Source organism: Bradyrhizobium sp. HKCCYLS3013, assembly GCF_051167615.1.
Taxonomy (GTDB): domain Bacteria; phylum Pseudomonadota; class Alphaproteobacteria; order Rhizobiales; family Xanthobacteraceae; genus Bradyrhizobium.
Map to the genome: position 1 here is coordinate 153,245 of NZ_JBNPTK010000005.1, position 15,204 is coordinate 168,448.

14 protein-coding genes are annotated in these 15,204 nt (G+C 66.5%); 6 read left to right on the forward strand and 8 right to left on the reverse strand.

Features of this window, described 5'->3' with window-relative positions; genetic code table 11:
- Nucleotides 1-144: 144 nt before the first annotated feature.
- Entirely contained in the window at nt 145-360 is a 216-nt protein-coding gene (locus ACQR1F_RS11625; protein ID WP_315802709.1) for a CsbD family protein, read from the forward strand.
- A gap of 375 nt (nt 361-735) precedes the next feature.
- Here the strand turns inward: ACQR1F_RS11625 and ACQR1F_RS11630 are convergent, their stop codons facing one another.
- Nucleotides 736-1,194 (reverse strand): FKBP-type peptidyl-prolyl cis-trans isomerase, encoded by a 459-nt coding sequence (locus tag ACQR1F_RS11630; RefSeq protein ID WP_316178026.1) that lies wholly within the window; start codon nt 1,192-1,194, stop codon nt 736-738.
- Between the two features lie 839 nt (nt 1,195-2,033).
- Nucleotides 2,034-3,620, reverse strand: a complete 1,587-nt coding sequence (ggt, locus tag ACQR1F_RS11635; protein WP_315805858.1) for a gamma-glutamyltransferase — start codon at nt 3,618-3,620, stop codon at nt 2,034-2,036.
- 132 nt (nt 3,621-3,752) lie between these two features.
- On the opposite strand from ggt, the gene ACQR1F_RS11640 reads away from it, so the two are divergent.
- Nucleotides 3,753-4,532, forward strand: coding sequence for a rhodanese-related sulfurtransferase (locus tag ACQR1F_RS11640; protein WP_316218623.1), 780 nt, complete (start codon nt 3,753-3,755; stop codon nt 4,530-4,532).
- Nucleotides 4,519-4,746 carry a SlyX family protein gene (locus tag ACQR1F_RS11645; RefSeq protein WP_316218624.1) on the forward strand — a complete coding sequence of 76 codons (228 nt, stop codon included), beginning with the start codon at nt 4,519-4,521 and terminating at the stop codon, nt 4,744-4,746. The genes ACQR1F_RS11640 and ACQR1F_RS11645 overlap by 14 nt, the downstream gene beginning before the upstream one ends.
- Nucleotides 4,747-4,759: 13 nt before the next feature.
- On the opposite strand, the gene ACQR1F_RS11650 is transcribed toward ACQR1F_RS11645, so the two are convergent.
- Together ACQR1F_RS11650 and ACQR1F_RS11655 are read right to left on the reverse strand one after the other, a co-directional pair.
- The gene (locus ACQR1F_RS11650; RefSeq protein WP_434883863.1) at nt 4,760-6,670 is read right to left on the reverse strand and encodes a diguanylate cyclase; all 1,911 of its coding nucleotides are present in this window, start codon (nt 6,668-6,670) and stop codon (nt 4,760-4,762) included.
- 170 nt (nt 6,671-6,840) lie between these two features.
- Complete coding sequence (locus ACQR1F_RS11655; protein ID WP_315805854.1) at nt 6,841-7,083, reverse strand: hypothetical protein; 243 nt, start codon at nt 7,081-7,083, stop codon at nt 6,841-6,843.
- Nucleotides 7,084-7,280: 197 nt separating this feature from the next.
- Here ACQR1F_RS11655 and hemE point away from each other — a divergent pair, with 197 nt between their 5' ends.
- Nucleotides 7,281-8,312 (forward strand): uroporphyrinogen decarboxylase, encoded by a 1,032-nt coding sequence (gene hemE, locus ACQR1F_RS11660; RefSeq protein WP_410051469.1) that lies wholly within the window; start codon nt 7,281-7,283, stop codon nt 8,310-8,312.
- A 4-nt stretch (nt 8,313-8,316) separates the two neighbouring features.
- Here the strand turns inward: hemE and hemC are convergent, their stop codons facing one another.
- The 3 genes from hemC to ACQR1F_RS11675 form a co-directional block, all read right to left on the reverse strand.
- Nucleotides 8,317-9,294, reverse strand: a complete 978-nt coding sequence (hemC, locus tag ACQR1F_RS11665) for a hydroxymethylbilane synthase (RefSeq protein WP_315805852.1) — start codon at nt 9,292-9,294, stop codon at nt 8,317-8,319.
- Nucleotides 9,295-9,309: 15 nt separating this feature from the next.
- The gene (locus tag ACQR1F_RS11670; RefSeq protein WP_434913062.1) at nt 9,310-10,935 is read right to left on the reverse strand and encodes a GMC family oxidoreductase; all 1,626 of its coding nucleotides are present in this window, start codon (nt 10,933-10,935) and stop codon (nt 9,310-9,312) included.
- A gap of 96 nt (nt 10,936-11,031) precedes the next feature.
- Nucleotides 11,032-12,210 (reverse strand): acetate/propionate family kinase, encoded by a 1,179-nt coding sequence (locus tag ACQR1F_RS11675; RefSeq protein ID WP_316218629.1) that lies wholly within the window; start codon nt 12,208-12,210, stop codon nt 11,032-11,034.
- Nucleotides 12,211-12,381: 171 nt separating this feature from the next.
- On the opposite strand from ACQR1F_RS11675, the gene ACQR1F_RS11680 reads away from it, so the two are divergent.
- Together ACQR1F_RS11680 and ACQR1F_RS11685 are read left to right on the forward strand one after the other, a co-directional pair.
- Nucleotides 12,382-13,416: a uroporphyrinogen decarboxylase family protein gene (locus ACQR1F_RS11680; RefSeq protein WP_434845635.1), complete on the forward strand. Its 1,035-nt coding sequence runs from the start codon at nt 12,382-12,384 to the stop codon at nt 13,414-13,416.
- Nucleotides 13,417-13,554: 138 nt separating this feature from the next.
- Nucleotides 13,555-14,205 carry a hypothetical protein gene (locus tag ACQR1F_RS11685; protein WP_434913063.1) on the forward strand — a complete coding sequence of 217 codons (651 nt, stop codon included), beginning with the start codon at nt 13,555-13,557 and terminating at the stop codon, nt 14,203-14,205.
- A 12-nt stretch (nt 14,206-14,217) separates the two neighbouring features.
- On the opposite strand, the gene ACQR1F_RS11690 is transcribed toward ACQR1F_RS11685, so the two are convergent.
- Nucleotides 14,218-15,198: a PDR/VanB family oxidoreductase gene (locus ACQR1F_RS11690; RefSeq protein WP_434913064.1), complete on the reverse strand. Its 981-nt coding sequence runs from the start codon at nt 15,196-15,198 to the stop codon at nt 14,218-14,220.
- Nucleotides 15,199-15,204: the final 6 nt, after the last annotated feature.

Consider the following 15,204-nt stretch of genomic DNA (forward strand, 5'->3'; position numbering starts at 1 on the left):
TTCTTCTTCTCGGATTCTTGTGTTCGGAGGAACCGGCGCGATTGTAGTCGAAATGCCGCATCGGCGCCATTGCGGTTCCACGCGAACCTTTTCGCAACGCCCGCGTTGAGTCCGCACAGTTCACACACACAATGGAGAGACATCATGGGTGCGACCATGGACAAGATCAAAGGTGCGACCAACGAGGCGATCGGCAAGGCCAAGCAGGGCATCGGCGAAGCCACCGGCAACGACCGTCTGCAGGGCGAAGGCGCGATCCAGGAAGTGAAGGGCAAGGGCCAGCAGGCGCTGGGCGATGCCAAGCAGGCGACCAAGGACGCGGTGAACACCGCCGCCGGCGCTGCGAACAAGAACCTCTGAGCAGGATCGGCGCGGTCGCTGAGGTCGCGCGATGACGATCTCCAGAAACTAACAAGACCGGCCCCTCGCGGGCCGGTCTTCGCGCCGTTGTTAGTTGACGACGAATAGCAACTATCGGCGTCCCAACCGGCGCCTATAAATGCGCCCTCTCCCCTTGTGGGAGAGGGCATGCAGGACAGTCCCCACAAGCTTCGTCGGGTGAGGGGTATCTCTCCCCGAGCATCGCTCGCCGAAGGATACCCCTCACCCTATAGCGTTCGCGGATGGGCCGGTGATGTCCTCTCCCACCCTGGCGAAGCTCAGCTTCGCCTTGGGGGAGAGGACGCTGTATCGCACAGCACGCTTGCTGACCGAACCGCCGTCACTCGCCCAGACCTACTTCACGCCCAGCAGCTCGACGTCGAACATCAAGGTCGCGTTCGGCGGAATCACGCCGCCGGCACCGCGTGCGCCATAGCCGAGCTCGGGCGGAATGATCAGCGTGCGCTTGCCGCCGACCTTCATGGTGGCGACGCCCTCGTCCCAGCCGGCGATCACGCGCTTCATGCCGATCGGGAATTCGAACGGCTCGTTGCGATCCACAGACGAGTCGAATTTCTTGCCCTTCTGGCCGTTCTCATAGAGCCAGCCCGTATAATGCATCACGCAGGTCTGACCGCGCGTCGGCGTCGCGCCGGTGCCTTCCTTGGTGTCGATGATCTGCAGTCCGGAGGGAGTGGTCATGGTCTTTCCTGTCGGTTGGGCGGAACTGGTCTGTGCCGAGACCGCGCGGGAGCCCAGCACGCCACCGGCCGCGGCCGATGCCGCCATCATCAGCGCAACTCTTCTGTTCATCGGACGCCGCATGCTCCAGACCGCCTCTGCTCGTTCACGGGAGCCGCGGTTTAGCCCAAGCGGGAGCGGCTGACCAGCCCGGCATCTGCTTCCGAAAAAAATAATCCTATTGCCAATAATCGGAAATCATGATTATCTCCGCGCATCCCGCCTCACCGCAGAGGGGCGTAGCGCGCGATCGTCACGACACGCGAGGCGGGGTGCGATGGCCGCGAGAGATCGCAGCATTCTCTTCGACGAGGATGCGGACGAACGATATCTTGCGGACGTGAAGTCGCAGCGTCCTGACACCCCGACGCTGGTGTCACCCGCGCGATGCGCAAGCATCGTCGCGGCATGGTGGCCAACAAGCCCGGCGCACCAGGGAGACTGCGTATAAGCGTGAAGACCGTCGCGCAGGGAATGCCGGAGTGTTCGGCTTTGCCTGTGGTACCTGCCGCCTGCATTCTTTTCGCAGGCGGGCCATGGGTGAGGCCCTCACCCGGCATTCCCTGCGCCCTCTGCATGATTGCGAGGGACGACCAAGTGCAGACCTCGGGCGAGTCTCGCCGCGAGATCACGTCCTCATGTCTTCAACTCGATGGCTGTTTGAATTGTGAATCCGCCAAACCCACCGCTGTCGTCCCGGACAAGCCGTGACGCGCCAGCGCGTCGCGGCGCCGATCCGGGACCCATACGCCGCAGCAGACGTGATGGGCAAAAAGCCAATTGCCAGCCTGCCTCAAACCGCTCCCTGGGGGTATGGGTCCCGGCTCAAGGCCGGGACGACAGCGGAATGTGTGGACACGACAGGGCCCAAGCGCAGTGATGGTGAGATAGTCCGCGAGAACGCGCCCGCCTCAATATCCCAGCGCGCAGCCGTCCTTGCGCGGGTCGGAGCCGCCGGTGAGCGTGCCCTTGTCCCAGTCGATCCAGATCGCCTGGCCGCCGCCGAGCGGCGACACCACCTTGGTGGTCTTGTGGCCGATCTTCTGCAAGCCTTCGACGACATCGGCCGGCACGCCGTCCTCGAGCTGATAGACGCCCTCGTAATGCAGGCCGCGCGCCATATCGATCGCTTCCTGCACGTCGCAGCCATAATCGAGGATGTTGGTCAGCACGTGGGTCTGGCCGACCGGCTGATACTGGCCGCCCATCACGCCGAACGACATCTGGGCGCGGCCGGCCTTGGTGGCGAGCGCCGGGATGATGGTGTGCAGCGGACGCTTGCCCGGACCGATGCAGTTCGGATGACCGGGCTGGATGCGGAAGCCGCCGGCGCGGTTCTGCAGCAGCACGCCGGTCTCGTTGGAGACGATGGCCGAGCCGAACGAATGCGCGATCGAGTTGATGAAGGAGCAGACGTTGCGGTCGCGGTCGACGACGGTGATGTAGACCGTCTCCGGATTCATCGGCGGCGCGACGTTCGGCAGATCGAGCAGCTTGTCGAGGCTGATCTGCGAGATGTACTCGTCGGCGAACTCCTTGGCGAGGATGCTCGCGACCTCGGTGGTCATGTGCGCGGGGTCGCCGATATGCTGCTCGCGCATCATGTAGGCGATGCGCGCGGCCTCGGCCTCGAGGTGGAAGCGCTCGACGCTGAGCGGATCGATCCGCGTGAGGTCGAAGCGGGAAAGAATGTTGAGCATCACCAGCATGGTGATGCCCGGGCCGTTCGGCGGGCACTGCCAGACGTCGTGATCCTTGTAGGTGGTGCCGATCGGCGAGGTCACCTCGGTCTGGTGATTGGCGAAGTCCTCCAGGGTGTGCAGGCCGCCGATGCCGCGCAGCGTCTGCACCATGTCCTCGGCGACCGCGCCGGTGTAGAAGCCCTTCGCCCCCTCCTTGGCGATCACGCGCAGCGTCTGCGCCAGCTCCGGCTGGCGGATCACGTCGCCGACCGCCGCCGCCTTGCCGCGCGGCAGGAAGTAGCGCGCGGTGTTGGTGCCGTTCTTGAGCTTCTCGAACTGGTTGTTCCAGTCGAAGGCCACCCGCGGCGCCACCACATAGCCGTCCTCGGCGGCGCGGATCGCCGGCTGCAGCAGCCGGTCGAGGCCGAGCCGGCCATGGTCGTGCAGGATGCGCGCCCAGGCATCGATGGCACCGGGCACGGAGACGGCGTGGGCAGAGGTCAGCGGCACCGAATGGATCTTGCGCTCGAGGTACCAGTCCACGGTCGCGGCGGCAGGCGCCCGGCCCGAGCCGTTATAGGCCATGATCCGGCCCTCGCCCCTGGGCTGGACCAGGGCGAAGCAGTCGCCGCCGATACCGGTCGATTGCGGCTCGATCACTCCGAGCAGGGCGCAGGCTGCCACCGCCGCATCGGCCGCGGTGCCGCCGGCCCGCAGCACCTCGATCCCGGCCAGCGCCGCCTGCGGGTGCGATGTCGCGATCATTCCGTTCTGGGCGTGGACCGTCGACCTGCCGGGGAAATGGAAGCTTCTCATCGTTGCTCGCTGCGTGATCGTGTGGTGGTTGGAATACCAGTGCTGGCCGGCTACATCGCACATTCCTTCCGGGCTCGGCAATGCCCGGGGATACCAGCTTTTCTATGGTCAGCTCTGCTGGTAAACGGCCGCATGCCCCTCGCCGTCGCCGCCTTCTATCAGTTCGTCGCCCTGCCGGATTTTCGCGACCTGCGTGCGCCGCTCCACGCCTTTTGCGCCGAACGCGGCATCAAGGGCAGCGTCCTGCTGGCCGAGGAGGGCATCAACGGCACCGTGGCCGGGACCGAGCCGGCAATTGCCGCCCTCGTCGGCGAGTTTCGCGACGGAATGCTGTTCGCCGGCCGGCTGGACAATCTGGAGCTGAAATACTCGCGCGCCACCGCCATGCCGTTCCGGCGCCTCAAGGTGCGGCTGAAGCGGGAGATCGTGACGCTCGGCGATCCCGCCGCCGATCCGACCCGCCAGGTCGGGACCTATGTCAGTCCCGCCGATTGGAACGCGCTGATCGCAGCGCCCGATACCGTCGTGCTCGACACCCGCAATGCGTTCGAGGTGGCGATGGGCACGTTCGAGGGCGCAATCGATCCGGGCCTGCAGAGCTTCGGGCAGTTCAAGGATTTTGCCGCACGCGCGCTCGATCCTGCCAGGCACAAGCGGATCGCGATGTTCTGCACCGGCGGCATCCGCTGCGAGAAGGCGAGCGCGCTGCTGCTGGCGCGCGGCTTTTCCGAGGTCTACCACCTCAAGGGGGGCATCCTGAAATATCTCGAGGAGACCCCGGAATCCGAGAGCCGCTGGCGCGGCGGCTGTTTCGTGTTCGACGAACGGGTGGCGCTCGGTCACGGGCTGCGGGAGCACAGCGAGGCCACGATCAAGGCCGTTCCGGAGGGCGCACGCGATGAACAGCTCTGAGCAATCCAACGCGCAGCTCGGCGATCGGATCGACACGCTGGAGATGCGCCTGACGTTTCAGGACGACACGATCGAGACGCTGAACCAGACCATCACCGCGCAGTGGCGCGAGATCGATGCGCTGAAGCGACAGGTCGCCCTGCTGGTGGAGCGGCTCGAGGAGGCGCAAGGCAATACCGAGGGGCCGCGCAATGAGCCGCCGCCGCACTACTGAGCAGGCGGCGATCTCACGCCGGGACGGTCGCCGGCGCCTTGCCGGCGGGCAGGTCGACCACCTCGCCGGCCATGATCAGGCGGTCGCGGCCGGCGTCCTTCGCGGCATAGAGCGCGCGGTCGGCCGCCTCGATCAGCGAGGCCGGGCCGGCGGAGCGTTCGAAACCCGGCCGGCACACCGCACCGCCGATGCTCGCGGTGACGATTCCCGCCGGGTTGTGATCGTGGACGATGCGGGCCTCATGCAGTGCCCGCCTGATCCGCTCGCCGAGCCTGGCGCAGCCCCCGGCATCGGTGTTCGGCAGCAGGATGGCGAACTCCTCGCCGCCGTAGCGGGCGGCCAGATCCGAGCTGCGCTGCGCCTCGTCGGCGAGAATGCCGGCCACGGTGTGCAGGCACTCGTCGCCGGCCGGATGGCCATAGGCGTCGTTGAAGGCCTTGAAGTGGTCGATGTCGATCATCAGCAGCGCCAGCGAGGTCTTGTCGCGGTAGGCCCTGCCCCACTCCTCCAGCAGCCGCTCGTCGAACCGGCGGCGGTTGGCGAGCCCGGTGAGGCCGTCCTCGATGGCCAGTGTCTCGAGCCGGCCCTGCAGCGTCTTCTGCTGGGTCACGTCGCGGGTGACCGCGACGAAGCCGTCGAGCGCACCATCCGGCTGACGGGTGGCGCGGATCGTGGCCTCGACCCAGATCTCCGACTTGTCGCGGCGGCGCATGCGATAGGTGGCGCGGGCTTCGTCGACGGCCCCTCGCCTGAGCTGATCGAGGATCTCCTGCAACTGCGGGCGATCGAGCGGATGCACGCCGGAGAGCGCGCGCTTGCCCAGGAGCTGCGACGGATGCCAGCCCAGCACGCGCATGGTCGAGGGCGAAACGTAGCCGATGCATTCGTCCAGCTCGATCCGCGTCACGATGTCGCTGGAGCCTTCGGCGAGCAGCCGGAAGTTTTCTTCCTTGGCGGCCAGCGCCGCGGCTAGCTGCTGGCGCTGCAGCAACTGCTTCGCGAGGAAGATGCCGATCGCAATGACGAGCGCGACCAGACAGACCAGCACCGTGAGCCGAATGAGCGCATCACGCTTCCATTCGGCCAGGACCTCCGCCTCCGTGCGCGTCACCAGAATGAGGAACGGATAGCGCTGCGCGTGCTGATAGAACCCGATGCGGTCGGACGTTTCGCCGAGCCGCCGGAAATGCAGCGTCCCCGACGCAGGATGATAGGGAATCGCTTCGAGGATGGGGCGCCCAACCGTCTGAGCGTCGGGCTCCGCATTGTCGGCGAGGACGGCCCCATCGCGGCTCATCAGGCTGATCGTGCCCTGACGACCGACGGCAAACTGACGGTAGAACTGAGCAAAATAGGCAACGTCGATGGTTGCCAGCACGACGCCGCCGAACCGGCCATCCGCGTGATTCCAGCGCCGCGACAGGGTGATGACCCACTGGCCGCCAGCCCTGCTCTGCACCGGGCGACCGATCAGCAGCGAACGATCGGCGGAAACCCTGTGGTGCGCGAAGTAGTCGCGATCGGCATTGTTGTAGTTGGTGAGCGTGACGTCCTCGGTGGTCGCGAGCCAGTCGCCGTTTTCGCCATACGCGAAGATGCCGCGGATGCGCCCGAGATTGGGCTTCCTCGCCTTCAGGATCGTCTGCAGTCGGGTGATCGCGCCGGGCTTGCCGTCATCGGTTTCGAGGGCGGCGACGACGCCGCGCAACAGCGAATCCGCAAGCTCGAATGTGTCCTCGACGTGCTGGGTGAGCGAATGAGCGAGATTGCTGAGATCGGTTTCGGCATTTCGCACCTCCGCCTGGCGGGAGGTCCATTCGCCCCAGATGCTGAAAGCGAGAATGGCGACCGACACGAGCGCAAGCACGCCAGCCGCCCACATGGGCAGGCGGCCTCGATCAACTCTGGTCGCACCAACGTCCATTCCGCGGGACTCTCCGGACGCGCCGAGGTTCCCATGGACATCTTATTTAACTCTGAAATGCGGCTGCTCCGAAGGTGTCCTCAGCGGCCCGTAAGACTACGGCTGCTCCCGTACAAATACGGAGCCACACCGAGAAATCCGCGGTCGCAAGCGGCGTCCCGCTTATTAGTTCAACGGGCGAACACCGATCGCACCTTGTCCCACAACGATGACGCATGCGCCGGATCGTGGTCGACGTCGTCGTCCTTCGCTCGGGTCGTCGAGGGCTGTTGCAGGCTCACCGGATCCGATGCCGGGAACGTATCCATCAGTCCCTTGTCGAGTTGCGTGGCCGTCTCACGATCGAGACGCGCGGCCTCGCGCGGATCGACCGCGTGCTTGTCGTGGGGCGCAGGATTGAATTTCTCAGCCATGGTCAATCTCCCTGTGGAACGACAACGCAGTGGCGAAAGACGTGTTCCGCGAGATGTGGCGGCCGGCGACCGCAATGGCGCTCGTATCTCCCGCCGCTTCCGCGCCGATATCACCTTGGCCGGAACCGCGTGGGCATGTATCACGGACGGTAAACTGTTCCCGAAAGTTGCGGAGCCCCAGCGTGAGTGAGACTGCCGTGAACAAGCCCTTCATCGACGTGCTGGCCGGACGGCGGCAGAGCGTGCCCCCGATCTGGATGATGCGGCAGGCCGGCCGCTATTTGCCGGAGTACCGCGAGGTCCGCGCCAAGGCCGGCGGCTTTCTCGACCTCTGCTTCAATCCCGAGCTCGCGGCCGAAGTCACGCTGCAGCCGATCCGGCGCTTCGGCTTCGATGCGGCGATCATCTTTTCCGACATTCTGGTGATCCCGCACGCGCTCGGCCGCAGCGTCCGCTTCGAAATCGGCGAAGGCCCGCGGCTGGACCCGCTCGATACGCCGGACAAGATCGCGACGCTGTCGGCGAAGGCCGATTTGTCGAAGCTGGAAGCGGTGTTCGAGGCGCTGCGCCGGGTGCGGGCCGAGCTGCCGCGGAGCACCGCGCTGATCGGCTTCTGCGGCGCCCCATGGACGGTCGCGACCTACATGGTCGCAGGCCAAGGCACGCCTGATCAGGCGCCAGCGCGGCTGCTCGCCTATCGGCATCCCGATGCGTTCGGCAGAATCATCGATGCGCTGGTCGACAGCTCGATCGCCTATCTCCTGAAGCAGCTGGAGGCCGGCGCCGACGCGCTGCAGATCTTCGACACCTGGGCCGGCGTGCTGTCGCCGCGCGAGTTCGCGCGCTGGTCCGTCGCGCCGACACGGCGCATCGTTGAGGGCGTCCGCAAGGTACGTCCGGATGCGAAGATCATCGGTTTTCCGCGCGGGGCCGGTGCATTGCTGCCCGGCTATGTCGCCGAAACCGGAATCGATGCCGTCAGCATCGACTGGACCGCGGAGCCGGGCCTCGTGCGCGAGAAGGTGCAGAGCAAGGTCGCGGTGCAGGGCAATCTCGATCCGCTGGCACTGATCACCGGCGGCGCGGCGCTCGACCAGGCGGTCGACGACGTGCTGGCGAGCTATTCCGGCGGCCGCCACATCTTCAACCTCGGCCACGGCATCCTGCCGGAAACCCCGATCGCCCATGTGGAGCAGATGCTGGCGCGGGTCCGCGCCTACAAGGGATGACTTGCTAGCGCGGCCGGCTGCGCTCGATCAGCTCCGCCGCGCCGTTGGCAAGCAGATCGAGCCCGACCGCCCGGCCGAGCTCGCGCGGACGATCCGCCGGCGCCGAGCGCTGCGCCTCGATGAAGTGGCCGCCATCCTCGTCGAGCACCGAGGCGGTCAGCGTCAGCTGACCGCCGTCGATGGTCGAAAAGCCAGCGATCGGCGAGTTGCAGTGACCGTTGAGCACCCACAGCACCTCGCGCTCGGCGTCGGCGCAGGTCCGCGCCGCCGCATCGTCGATGGTCGCCAGGATGCGCCGCGTGTCCCAGTCGGAGGCCGGGCATTCGACGGCGACGATGCCCTGCCCGACCGCCGGCAGCATGTCGGCGACCGGGAAGTCATAGGAGGCGCGGTCGGACAGGCCGACCCGCTCCAGCCCGGAGCGCGCCATGATCAGCGCATCAGCCGGCCCCACGGCGCCGCCGTCCGGCAGCTTCTGCAGCTCGCCATTGTCGAGCTTGCGGATGCGGGTATCGGCCGCGCCGCGAAAATGGATCAGCTCGGCCTGCGGAAACAGTCGTCGCGCATAGGCGGCCCGGCGCACGGCATTGGTGCCGATCTTGAAGCCCCGGCCGCCATCGTTGCGGAATTCGTCCAGCGACAGCCCCCGCCGCAGCACCAGCACGTCGCCCGGCGGATCGCGCGACAGCAGCGCCGCAACCACCAGCCCCGGCGTTTCCTCGTTGCCCGGCATGTCCTTCAGCGAGTGCATTGCTGCATGCAGCCTGCCATCCAGCATAGCGCGGCGGATCTCGGCCACGAACGCCCCGCCCTTGCCGCCATGGGTGAGCAGCTTGCTGGTCTGGTCGGAATCGCCCGTCGTCTCGAACTTGACGATCTCGATGTCGAGCGACGGAATCGCGGCCTGCAGCCGGCGGGCGATCTCCTCCGTCTGCGCCAAGGCCATCGTGCTCTTGCGGGTGCCGATCCGGAAACGTGTCACGAACTCATTCCTGCGTCAGCGCGCGTCCTGCAAGATCATGTCGGAGGCCTTCTCCGCGATCATGATGACCGGCGCGTTGGTGTTGCCCGAAACCAGGTCCGGCATGATCGAGGCATCGACCACGCGCAGGCCGTCGACGCCGCGCACCCGCAGGCGCTGATCGACCACGGCGACAGCATCGGTCCCCATCCGGCAGGTCGAGGTCGGATGGTAGATCGTGCTGCCGGTCTGCCGGCAATAGGCCAGGATGTCGTCATCGCTCACGATCTTGGACCCCGGATAGGCTTCATCCGAGACATACGGCCTCAAGGCCGGGGCCGCCAGGATTTTCCGCAGGATCCGGAGGCCATCGACGTTGGCCCGCCGGTCGGTTTCACTGGCGAGATAATTGATGCGGATTTCCGGCGGCACCGCCGGATCCGCGCTCCTGATCCGCAGCGAACCGCGGCTTTCGGGCCTGAGCTGGCAGACCGAGGCGGTGAAGCCGGAGAAGGTGTGCAGCTTCTCGCCCATCTTGTCGGTCGAGAAGGGGATGAAGTGGATCTGGATGTCCGGGCTCGCGAGCCGCGGATCGGTCTTGAAAAATGCGCCGGCCGTCCCCGCCGCGATCGTCAGCGGACCGTTGCGGAAGGCCGCATAGCGTGCGCCAGCCAGCACCTTGCGCACCGGATTGTTGACGATGTCGTTGAGCGTGATGCGCTGGCTGCAGCGCATCACGATACGCACCTGCAGATGGTCCTGCAGGTCACTCCCGACACCGGGCGCATCGAGGACCACGTCGAGGCCGTGCTGCTTCAACAGCTCGGCCGGACCGACCCCGGACAGCTGCAGCAGTTGCGGCGAGTTGTAGGCGCCGCTCGACACCAGGATCTCCCTGCGGGCGCGGGCCGTCCGCATCCGGCCGCGCTGGCTGAACGTGACGCCGCCGGCCCGGCGCCCCTCGAACAAAATCCGCTGGGCCAGCGCGTCGGTCTCGACGTGCAGGTTGCTGCGACCGAGCGCCGGCCGCAGGTAGGAGGCCGCGGTGCTGGCGCGACGGCCGCGCCGGGTCGTCGTCTGGAAGAACCCCGCGCCCTCCTGGCTCGCACCATTGAAGTCGCCATTGAAGGGCAACCCGGCCTCGACCGCCGCCTTCACGAAGGCTTCAGACAAGGGGTCCTCGTGCCGCCAGTCGGACACCGGCAGCGGGCCGTCGATGCCATGATAGTCGTCGGCGCCGCGGGACTGATTTTCCGCCCGCTTGAAATAGGGCAGCACGTCGTCATAGCCCCAGCCGACATTGCCGCGCTGCCGCCAGCGGTCGTAGTCCTCGTGCTGACCGCGCACATAGAGCAGGCCGTTGATCGAGCTGGAGCCGCCGAGCACCTTGCCGCGCGGCTGAAACACCGAGCGGCCGTCGAGCCCCGGCTCCGGCTCGGTCTGGTACATCCAGTTGACGGTCTTTTCCTTGAAAAGCTTGCCGTAGCCGAGCGGAACGTGGATCCAGATGTTGGTGTCCTTCGGACCGGCCTCGAGCAGCAGCACCGTGTGCTTGCCGTCACTGCTGAGCCTGTTGGCGAGAACGCACCCGGCCGAGCCGGCACCGACCACGATATAGTCGAACTCCAGGTCCGTCTCACGCAACGCTGCGCTGCCTTCCATCGCTTCCCCACCGGCCTTGTTGTTGTTTCATCTTCGATGATACCAAAAGCCGGCGCATGCAAGCGGCAAATCAGCAGGTCTGGTCGGCCATCTCAGTCATGACTGCTTCAGCAGCCGCGCGGCGTGCCGTGCGATCATCATCTCTTCATCGGTATTGACCACCCGCACACGCACCCGCGACTGGTCCGAAGAGATCAAGGAATGGCTCGCGCGGTTGCGGCTTTCGTCCAACGCGATCCCGAGCCACTCGAATCCTTGGCAGACGCGCTCGCGAATGCGCCATGCATGCTCGCCGATCCCGCCGCAGAACACCACCGCGTCGATGCCAGAGAGGATCGCGGCCATGGCGCCGAGCTCGCGCCTGATGCGGTCGACGAAGTAGTCGATCGCCTGCCGCGCCTCCGGCGTGCCGGCGGCCTCCAGTTCGCGCATGTCCTGCGACAACCCCGACAATCCCTTAAGGCCCGAGTGATTGTAGAGGAGATCGGTGACCGCCTCGGCCGTCATGCGCTTCTCCTCAAGCAGATAGAGAACGACGCCAGGGTCGAGCTGACCGCAGCGCGTGCCCATCGGCAGACCGTCGAGTGCCGTGAAGCCCATCGACGAACCGATGCTCTGCCCATCCCGGATCGCACACATCGAGGCGCCGTTGCCGAGATGCATCACGACCACCCGGCCCTTCTCGTCGAGCGGAGCGATCTCCTTCAATCGCGACACGACGTATTCATAGGACAGGCCGTGAAAGCCGTAGCGGCGGACGCCCTGATCGTAGAACTCGCGCGGCAAGGCGTAGGTGTCGTTAACCCAGGGGTGCGAGCGATGGAACGCGGTATCGAAACATGCGACCTGCATGGCGCCAGGAAAGGCGCGATGGGCGGCGCGGACACCAGAGAGATTGTGAGGCTGGTGCAGCGGCGCCAGCGGAATGAGCTTTTGCAGATCATTCAGAACATCGTCATTGACGACGATCGGCCGCGTGAATGCGAGCCCGCCATGAACGACGCGGTGACCGACGGCGTCGACTTCGGTGCGGCCGATGGCGCGCTGCAGGACCTCGAGCACGACGCCGAGAGCCGCTTCGTGATCGGCGGCGCTCGCTGCATCCAGGCGTTCATCGGCCAGCGGAGCGCCCCTCAGCTTTGCTTCGAGATGCGGCGCGTTACGGCCAAGCCCCTCGATCTGGCCATGCACGGTCTCGACAAGGACGGCATCTTCCTCGAACAAGGCGAATTTGATCGAGGATGAGCCGGAGTTGAGGGTCAGGATGTGTTGCATCGGTGATGCCGCCTCGTGACGAATGTTGAACTGATAAACTGCAGAAAATACGAATTATTTCCATGACGATCCGAAGACGAACAAAACGCTAGGTTGCATTCTGACACCGAATTATCGTCTGCCATCGTACCCAAGGTTGAGTCGGACCCGCGGGAGGGCCATTGCGTGAATATGCCTCGACATCTCCTCCCGACCACCGTGGTCGGAAGCTACCCGCAGCCGGATTGGCTGGTCGATCGCGCAATGCTCTCGAAATCCGTTCCTCGCATTCGCATGCAGGGCATGTGGCGCATTCCCCGGCCGCTGCTCGACGACGCCCAGGACGACGCGACCATCGTCGCGATCCACGACATGGAACAGGCGGGGATCGACATCGTGTCGGATGGCGAGATCCGGCGCGAAAGCTACTCCAACCGGTTCGCGACCGCGCTCGACGGCGTCGATGCCGACAATCCCGCCATCATCATCTCGCCGTCCGGGATCAAGACGCCAGTGCCGCGCGTCGTCGGTCCGATCCGGCGGACGCAGCCGGTCGAGCTGCGCGACATGGAGTTCCTCCGCCGTAACACCCGGCGTGCCGCCAAGATCACCCTGCCCGGGCCGTTCACATTGAGCCAGCAGGCCCAGGACGACTTCTACGGCGACGACGAGGCGCTCGCGATGGCTTTCGCCGAGGTCGTCAATGCCGAGGCCCGCGACCTGCAACGCGCCGGCGCCGACGTCATCCAGCTCGACGAACCCTGGGTCCGCAACAATCCGCAGGCGGCGCGGCGCTATGCCGTCAAGGCGATCAACCGGGCTCTGGATCATATTACGGTGCCCACCATCGTTCACGTCTGCTTCGGTTATGCCGCCATCGTGCCGGGCTCCAGCAAGCCGAGCGGATATGCGTTCCTGGCCGAGCTTGCCGATTGCCACGCTGCGCAGATCGCGATCGAGGCGGCGCAGCCGCGGCTCGACCTCGGCGTTCTCAGAGATCTCTCGACCAAGACCATCGTGCTCGGCGTCCTCGATCTCGGCGATCCCGAGATCGAGCCGATCGCTGTCGTGGCCGAGCGCATCCGCAACGGCCTGAAAGTGGTGGCGCCGGAGCGGCTGGTCGTGGCGCCCGACTGTGGCATGAAATATCTGCCGCGCGCGACCGCCTTCGGGAAATTGAAGGCGATGTGCGCGGCGGCGGCGCGGGTGCGCGAGGAACTCGCCTGACAGCCCAATGTGGCAGATGCGGCGCATGTCGGACGCGGCGCTCCACGATGGCGCCACCCTGCAAACCCATTTCCGGAATAAGGCAGGCGGTGAGCGCCGGGGGTCGGCTGGCCCGATTTCGTCGCGAGGGAGGCTCCGATGGCCGTCTGCATCACGACGAGGAACGTCGCCGCCGCGATCGGCATGCTTGCCGGCGCAGCGGTGAGCGGGACCGCGATGGCCGACCCGCTCGACGATATCATGGGCGGCCTGATGCGCGACGCGCGCAGCTCGTTTGCGCGGATAGTGCCGATCGGGCTCGTGCCGACCATGCCATCGCTCCAGCCGCCTCCCATCCAGCAGCCAACGGCACTGCCACCACCCTCTCGGCCCGCGTTCCCGCCGCAGGCCCAGGCCGTCAAGCCGCAGGTGGCAGCGAAACCATTGCGCCCCCGGCCGCCGCTCAGTCCGGCCGCGGCGACGCTGGCGGCTGCCGATGCGGCCGAGACGGTCGCCGACGCCAATCTCGATGCCGCGCTGGCGGCCAACGAGAAGGCCATTTCCGACCGCGACGCGGCGGAGGCGGTGGCAAAGGCCAATCCCACCGCAGCCAACATCGCGGCGGCCAAGGCCGCGGCCGAGGCGGCGTACACCGCCGAAGCGAACCTCACCGACGCGCTATTGGCCGACAAGGAGACCGATGCACGCCTGAAGGCCGCACGCGCCGCCGTCGCAGCCGAGCAGAGCGGCCGGAAGTCCTCAGGCAAGCCGCCGTCGGCGACGCCGGTCAACCTGCTCGCCGACAAATAGCCGGCAGTGCGCTCACAGCGCGTCGGCCCGCTCCAGCGTATCGATCGTGACCACGCCGTGGGCGCGGGAAACGCAGGCGCAAAGCTTGCGGCTCTCGTGCTTCTGCTCGGCGCTGAAGAACACGTCGCGATGATCGATCTCGCCCTCGACTTCGACGACGTCAACCGCGCAGACGCCGCACTCGCCGCGCCGGCAATCCGCCATGACCTCGTGGCCGGCGGCATTGAGCACGTCGAGCATCGAGCGGTCGCGCGGCACCACGATCTCCTCGCCGCTGTCGCGCAGCCGGACCTTGAATGGCTCGGTCGACAGCCGGCCGCTCGATCCGAACGTCTCATAGCTGAGATCGGCCGGCGCGCGGCCGCACGCCGCCCACGCGCTGCGCGCGGCATCCAGCATCCGCATCGGTCCGCAGAACAGCACGGCTGCTCCGGACGGCAGACTCGAAAAAAGATCGGTCAGGTCGAGCCGCTGCGACTGGTCCGCGGCATACACCGCGAGACGGTCGCCGAGCAGCGCCGAGAGCTCATCGAGGTAGGCCGCATCACCGCGGGATCGCACCGCGTAATGCAGCGAGACGCTCGGCGTCTTGCGCAGCAGCGCATGCGCCGCCCCGACCAGCGGCGTGATGCCGATGCCGCCGGCGACCAGACAATAATGCTGATACTGCCAATCGACCTGCAGCAGCGAGGTCGGGCTCGCCACGTCCAGCCGCGCGCCGGGCTGCAGCGACCACAGATAGCGCGATCCGCCGCGGGAATCCTCGGCGAAGCGCACGGCGATCCGGTAGCCCCGCGGGTCCGCCTCGCCGACCAGCGAATAGGAGCGGACATCGGGCCGGCCGCCGGCGAGGACGCCGACCTTGATGTGGCTGCCGACCGCATAGGGCGCGCAGACATAGCCGTCGGGCCGCAGGATGAATTCGCGGATGCCCGGCGCAAGGTCGCGTGTCGAGACCAGGGTCGCAGGCGACCAATTGTCCTGGAAACGCATGATCGC